The following is a 6,525-nucleotide window of genomic DNA, read 5'->3' as shown; positions in this document are numbered from 1 at the left end:
TTCTGACTAAAAATTCGCTCAAATAAACTTCGAGAAATTTCTACCATTCAATCAATGAAATATTTTCGATCGATCAATCAGTAAAAATCCACACAAGTTGTTCTTCTATTCTCTTAATGATCTTCTCGATAATTCGTCATCATCAAGCTAGGTCGGCTATGTTACTCTAATCTAAATTAAAGTCAACAGGTAATTTAGATATTTTTAAAACTCATCAACCAACCCAAGAACTCAACTAATCTAGCCAAACCCTTGTTTATCAACAAGTTTTTATCTGCATCACCGCCGATGGATGTGCATTCTACACCATTCCTCTCCCAACACAACCCCATTTCCTAATCTTTTTTATTTAAGTGGACGTTTTTAAACCAAAATCACAATTTTTCTTATATTTTTCGACCGAATTTGTTTTAATAAGAAGAGAACAACTAAACTGTATACCTTATATCTATGTTTTGCGTCATGCAGCGCAATCATTCTAATGACTGTATTTCGCTCTAACGGCGACGAAGGACTTATATGCATTACTCAAATTACATCTTGCTTGGGCTGTTAACTGCTGGGGCATACTCACCTGTATTAGCACAAGAAGTTCAAAACGAGCCATCTATTCAAACAAGCTCTGTGGCAAATACCAACAATCAACAATCGACATCGACGATTCAAGCCATAAAAGATTTAAAACATATCACTAAAAATGTTTTAAAGGTCAATGCAAACGCTGCCCAACCTGATGCTGTAAAAGATCCTTTACAACCATTGAATAGACAGATCTTTGCTTTAAATGATGCTTTGGATCGTAATTTATTAAAACCTGTTGCAATACAATATATGGCAAAAGTTCCAGAAGAAGTCCGTACTCCTTATCGCCAATTTAGGAAAAATCTAGGTGAACCTTGGAATGCAGTCAACCAATTAATCCAAGGACGACCAACTCGCGCTGCCAAGACATTAGGTCGTTTCACGATTAATACGCTTACAACACTAGGTTTTGCTGATCCTGCCCGTCGTTTAGGCCTAACCACTGAAGAGGAAAGTTTTGGCGTCACTTTAGGTTACTACGGTGTACCATCAGGTCCTTACGTGATGCTGCCATTTTTTGGTCCAAGCACATTCCGTGACGGTTTTGGTTTAGCAACAGATAGTTTTGGTCGCCCACAAAAATATTTATTAGATGATCAAGAAGGTATTTATTGGTCTACTAATTTATTACAAGCAATTGATGCTCGCTCACAAATTTTGGATATTGAAGAAAGCTTAAAAGGCGATAAATATTCAATGATCCGTGATTTTTACTTACAACGTAAAGCCTTCCAAATCGCTGAAAAGCATGGAGATTCGGCAGATGTTTCATTTGTAAGTGACGAAGATGATAATAACGATCAATCAAGTGATGACAAGTAATCTCTTAGGAACTTTAAATGATAGACTTATGTATTAATTTAAAGTTTTAGCAATACTATGTTTTTCATCATATTTCATCTATGATGAATTAAAAAATGATCATACAAATACAAAAGGTCGGCTGCTTATCTATGTATTTTATTCAACCCACACGCTCAATATCTTATTTAGAACAAGCACTAAATGAGTTACCGAGTTTACAAATCATTCATATCGATGATTTAGATTTGTATGATCAAACAATAATTGCTATTGCCGATGTACAAGATTTTTTAAAATACCAATGGAAATTACCTACAATTGTTCTTGCTTTTGAACATGAAGGAACTGCATTAGCTCAAGCATGGGAAATGGGTGCGTTGGCAGGATGGATTTGGAGTGAATTACCCAAAAATCCTGTTCACTCATTGTTTAAAATCGATGCTCAATATAAACGTAATCAAGATAGTAGAGATTTACCTTCCGCCGCAGAACTACAAAAAAGATTATTACCAAACCCGATCGAATTACCAAACTATCAATTTGAATCATTTTTTCAGCCTTCAGCTTACCTGTCAGGAGATTGGTATGATTACTGGAGATTAAATGATGATGAAGTCTTGTTTTATTTAGCAGATGTTTCAGGCCATGGGGTAACAAGTAGTTTACTCACATCTTGGATGGCGGCATTTCATGGCCGATCAAAAACACCTAGTCAATTGATTCAAAAACTAAATGCAATGTTAGTACAAGAAAATATTGAAAAGCATATTACTATGGTGGCGGGAATATTAAACTTAGCAACTCATGAAGTATGTTGGTCAAGTGCTGGGCACTACCCTCCTCCAATTATTTTTGAGCCCAACCAACCACCACAAATCCTTACAACAAGTAGCTTTCCATTAGGTCTTACTGAAGAACTAGAAGTTGAAGAACATTGTTGTACGCTGAGCCGTAATGCTCGTTTTATATTATGTTCTGATGGTGCACTTGAACCATTTGATGGCGGTTTGAATGATCAATTTAATCAATTGGTCGAACATCTTCAGCATGACGCTTTCAAAGCACCAGATCATGTTGCTGACGATATTGCAATATTAAGCATATGTCGAATGAATTAACTCTAAAATCAATATTTTAATTAGATCACAGCATCCAACCACTTGTGTCTAGAATATCACTATGGGATAATTTTATATCCTTTCTCTGAAAATGGCATTTATATGTCAACAGGTCATGTTGAATATGCAAGTTTGAACGGAACGCATATTTTCAAGCTTATTGGCGAAGTGCGCGCTCACTCTTGTATAAGTTTAGACAAGTTACTCAACAAAATTGAACAGCAACAGAATGTTGTCGGTGCAATTGTTGATTTAACTGAAACTACATTTATTGACAGCACAGTCTTGGGTGTACTTGCAAAACTAGGTCTTAAGCTTAAACAAGTTCATCATATTCAAGCTGTTATGCTCTCGACAAATCCAGATATTACAACTTTAGCCAACAGTATGGGGCTAGGTCAGGTATTTGTGATTTTAAATTATTGCGGTGATCCAAACGTATGCACTTTAGAATTAACTGAAGAGCACGTTACACATAGTGCAATGCTCAACACTGTGTTAGATGCGCATAAAACACTAATGCGTTTAAATGAAAACAACCAAAATATGTTTGAGCCACTTGTAAAGCAATTGCAAAAAGAACAAGAGTGTTTATCTCTTGATTCACAAAAACAAAATGCATAATTGCTGAAAACTAAATTGTGATGCTTGTATGACCTTACTTTCTGTTGCACAAATGAACTCTCAAAATGACATTGAAGCAAATTTCATCGTCATTGAATCATTGATCCAACAAAGTAAGGCTCAAGCTGCTGAGCTTATTGTTTTCCCAGAAAATTTTGTTTGTTTTGCAGCAGGGAAACAACGCGAGACAGCAGCACAATTCGAGAGCATCCAACAACGATTGGAACAATTGGCTCATCGTTATCAAATCTGGATTATCGCAGGTACCCTCCCTTGCCCGTTTCGTCCTGATGGTTCAATCATTGATGATGGTCGAGTTAGAACCGTCAGTTTATGCATTAGCCCTGAAAGAACTGAAGCGCGTTATGACAAAATCCATTTATTTGACGTTCAGGTCAGCGATGCTGTCGGTGGTTATCAGGAATCAAGATTCTTTGAACCTGGTGATGAAGTTGTAGTTGCCAAAACACCTTTTGGCAATATCGGACTGATGGTATGTTACGACTTACGCTTTCCAGAACTTGCTTTGATTCTACGCCAACAAGGTGCAAATATTATAACCGCGCCTGCTGCATTTACTTACACTACAGGGCAACTTCATTGGCAATTACTATTACAAGCACGTGCAATGGATAGCCAATGTTATGTGCTTGGTGCAGCCCAGCAAGGCTGGCATGGTGAACAGCGTCAAACTTGGGGTCATGCAGGGATTACAAATAGCCGAGGGCAACTATTAGAAATGATTACAGTTGAAGGACATGGTTTAATTACATCTTCATTTGACCTAGCTGAACAAAATGATATTCGACTAGCAATGCCATTAATGCAGCATCGCAAACTTATCAATTATTAAAAACAATCGTTTTATCTAAGCATAGTTTTGTTCAATTTATCCTCATATGGCATCACTTTGACTGTTATAGTCAATTTTCATAAATGTATGTTTTGTAGGATCATGATTTAATAGGCTTCATTTATCATGGTAGAACAAGATCAAATGGTCGTATTCTATACGTGATGTAATACCCTCAATTCATTCGTATTAAGTTTGATTTATGTTTAAAGTAATTTTCATTTTTTTATTTTTTATAGGGGCAATTGCACAACTTCATGCAGCAATCGTTGAAACCAATGCCAGTCCACAAAGTATCTTATCTACACCGCAAAATTTATAATTAAATTCTTTTGTGCAATGGGTGATTGGTTGGGGAACGGGTTCTGAAGGTGCGAGACAAAGATTAGATAATATCCAGCGAGAAGACGTGCTTATTATCAAACAAAAAGGTGCAACTTTAGACATGATTGTTGCTTGGCAACAATATTATGAACAAGAAGCGCTTAATAACCCTAATAATCCAACAGCACGTTATAGGGCGCGTTTGATGAAAAAAATCACTGAGCTTTGGTGAAAAGGGAAAAATAGAAAATTCTGGGAAAACGCAAGTAGTTCAGTGACTCAGAATTTTAACCACCTCTTCTACATCTACTAAAAATAACTAACAAATCCCACATTAAACATATCTTGTCTTAAAAAATAAGAGCATCCGAAGATGCTCTAAATAGAATCCAATAACTTTAGAATTTCAATGTCCCATTTACAGTAACAATTTTATTACCATCTATAACCTGAGCCAACTTAGTATTATTGAAAGTTACCGTTCGGTTTACAGAGTTAAATGTTACCCCTGAACAATCTATCCTATTTGAATTAACAGTATTTCCACAAGCATATGATTGATAATCCCCCAAACCAGCAAATCCATCAAAGCTAATATATGTACTAGTTGAATTTAAAACTTTACTTATAGAGACAATTAACGAATCCTGCATCACAATATCAGGGTCATTTTCACGAATAAAGTAAACAGATAATGTATCCTTTGTTAATGTTCCCACTTTGGGTACTTGGGGAAGAACTCTACTCGTTACATTATGTGTGAACTTTCCAAAGTTTGTGATTGTAACACAACCCCATTGACCAGCATCACAGCTTGGCTGTGGTTCTGGATTAGGTTTTGGTTCTGGATTGGGTTTCGGTTCTGGATTAGGTTCAGGTTTGGAATCAATGATTCGACTTGCACTTCCTAGTAAACCTGTCAAATTACCTGTGCGGACACTATAGTATACAGACTGTGCATTACCATTTTTGGTATTAACTGTAGATAGATTTACAGTACCATAATCAATAATTGCATAAAAACTAAGATCATTATCTTCTTTATCTTTTATATCCTTTGCATTACTACATACATAATAGATTTAGGCATACCCTCTACTGTAACAATACCTGATGCAATATCAATATTGAGTGTATTCATACCAGAAGAGTTTTTATAGCTACCTGTATATTCAGATAAATCACTCAATTTGGCTACTGATAAAGACTGCTCAGCACAAAATTGTGAACTTTGTAACTGATATAAGCTATTGGTATTAAATGATTCAAACCATTGGGTAGCCTCTGCTGTATTTTTTAATTTTGTAACAGTATTATAAAAGTATTCATCCCAATTCAAACATGCCTTAGCCCAATATCCATGATATACACCATATGTATTATCATAGACACCATGTTTTGCATCAAATACCCCATCCGATAAATCTTTTTTAAGTGCTTGTGCGACTTCATAAGCAGGTTGAGTGCTGTTTGGGTGTAATCTTTTGATTTCTTTTGCCAAAGTCGCAAGATAAGCTGCATAAATTCGCTGCTGTTCATTCAATGATATATTTGCGAGTGGTGTGAAATCATTTAACCCTATGATTGCTGGCGCATCAGTAATGTTGAATTTCGTTAAGTTTAATTGGGTTTGAACCATTTTATTAGCAGCATTGATACTATCTACACTAAAGCGTTGTGATTCCGCATATGCAACGGCAGCTTCCGCTAAAGCTGTAATCCCTAAATTAGTTTTATTAGTAGTAATTGTGGTTGCTGCACGTAATATCGCTGTATTTGCTGCAGCATCAATCGTAACCAATTTATCCGTTATAGCTTCATCAGCATAGATTAACTTACCTGCTGTACTTGGTAAAATTTCGGCAATAATAGGGTCTTTAAGTTTATTACTATCAACCTTAAATGTTACTGTACCATCCGCATCGATATTCTGAATATCTGTAATCGCTTGTCCTGTTAATGCATTTTTAAGTACCGCACGTCCCTCAATAATCTTACCCAAAGATGGGCTCAGTATTATTTCTTTATTGGAAGCTATTTCAGCAGGATTTGTATCGCCCCCCTCTTTATTAGACTTCTTTCATAAGTCATTTTTTACTCAGTTCTAAATTATAGATTCCAGCAATTAAATTGAATCTTAATACTAGTCTTTTGCCTCGATTGCGATATCGCTCAGCAAGAATTTTGAAGGTTTTCAAACTGCCAAATACATGCTCAACC

At 35.9% G+C, this 6,525-nt stretch carries 6 protein-coding genes and 2 pseudogenes; 5 read left to right on the top strand and 3 right to left on the bottom strand.

The window, feature by feature from the left end; genetic code table 11:
• The first annotated feature begins 519 nt into the window (after window positions 1-519).
• The 5 genes and pseudogenes from NO346_RS05140 (at window position 520) to NO346_RS05120 (ending at window position 4,537) form a co-directional block, all read left to right on the top strand.
• The gene (locus tag NO346_RS05140) at window positions 520-1,404 is read left to right on the top strand and encodes a VacJ family lipoprotein (RefSeq protein WP_256414473.1); all 885 of its coding nucleotides are present in this window, start codon (window positions 520-522) and stop codon (window positions 1,402-1,404) included.
• Between the two features lie 131 nt (window positions 1,405-1,535).
• Window positions 1,536-2,504 carry an RsbU family protein phosphatase GigA gene (gigA, locus tag NO346_RS05135; RefSeq protein WP_034602948.1) on the top strand — a complete coding sequence of 323 codons (969 nt, stop codon included), beginning with the start codon at window positions 1,536-1,538 and terminating at the stop codon, window positions 2,502-2,504.
• Window positions 2,505-2,606: 102 nt separating this feature from the next.
• Window positions 2,607-3,128 (top strand): anti-anti-sigma factor GigB, encoded by a 522-nt coding sequence (gene gigB / locus NO346_RS05130; protein WP_004664261.1) that lies wholly within the window; start codon window positions 2,607-2,609, stop codon window positions 3,126-3,128.
• A gap of 28 nt (window positions 3,129-3,156) precedes the next feature.
• The gene (locus NO346_RS05125; RefSeq protein WP_256414472.1) at window positions 3,157-3,981 is read left to right on the top strand and encodes a carbon-nitrogen hydrolase family protein; all 825 of its coding nucleotides are present in this window, start codon (window positions 3,157-3,159) and stop codon (window positions 3,979-3,981) included.
• Window positions 3,982-4,183: 202 nt separating this feature from the next.
• A pseudogene (locus tag NO346_RS05120) lies at window positions 4,184-4,537 on the top strand (DUF4951 domain-containing protein).
• A 166-nt stretch (window positions 4,538-4,703) separates the two neighbouring features.
• On the opposite strand, the gene NO346_RS05115 reads toward NO346_RS05120, so the two are convergent.
• The 3 genes and pseudogenes from NO346_RS05115 to NO346_RS05105 all read right to left on the bottom strand — a co-directional run.
• A complete protein-coding gene (locus tag NO346_RS05115; RefSeq protein ID WP_256414471.1) occupies window positions 4,704-5,228 on the bottom strand; it encodes a hypothetical protein in 525 nt (174 codons plus the stop codon).
• Between the two features lie 125 nt (window positions 5,229-5,353).
• Window positions 5,354-6,307 carry a hypothetical protein gene (locus NO346_RS05110; protein ID WP_256414470.1) on the bottom strand — a complete coding sequence of 318 codons (954 nt, stop codon included), beginning with the start codon at window positions 6,305-6,307 and terminating at the stop codon, window positions 5,354-5,356.
• An 85-nt stretch (window positions 6,308-6,392) separates the two neighbouring features.
• Window positions 6,393-6,525: pseudogene (locus NO346_RS05105) on the bottom strand (IS5/IS1182 family transposase); the annotation flags it as partial.

The sequence above is a fragment of the Acinetobacter sp. 5862 genome (assembly GCF_024494585.1).
Lineage (GTDB): Bacteria > Pseudomonadota > Gammaproteobacteria > Pseudomonadales > Moraxellaceae > Acinetobacter.
This window is presented reverse-complemented; position numbering and strand designations above follow the sequence as displayed.

What these genes read in the sequence shown, in the direction of transcription:
- NO346_RS05140 (WP_256414473.1), top strand. Translation starts at nt 520, where the DNA reads ATGCATTACTCAAATTACATCTTGCTTGGGCTGTTAACTGCTGGGGCA.
- gigA (WP_034602948.1), top strand. Translation starts at nt 1,536, where the DNA reads ATGTATTTTATTCAACCCACACGCTCAATATCTTATTTAGAACAAGCA.
- gigB (WP_004664261.1), top strand. Translation starts at nt 2,607, where the DNA reads ATGTCAACAGGTCATGTTGAATATGCAAGTTTGAACGGAACGCATATT.
- NO346_RS05125 (WP_256414472.1), top strand. Translation starts at nt 3,157, where the DNA reads ATGACCTTACTTTCTGTTGCACAAATGAACTCTCAAAATGACATTGAA.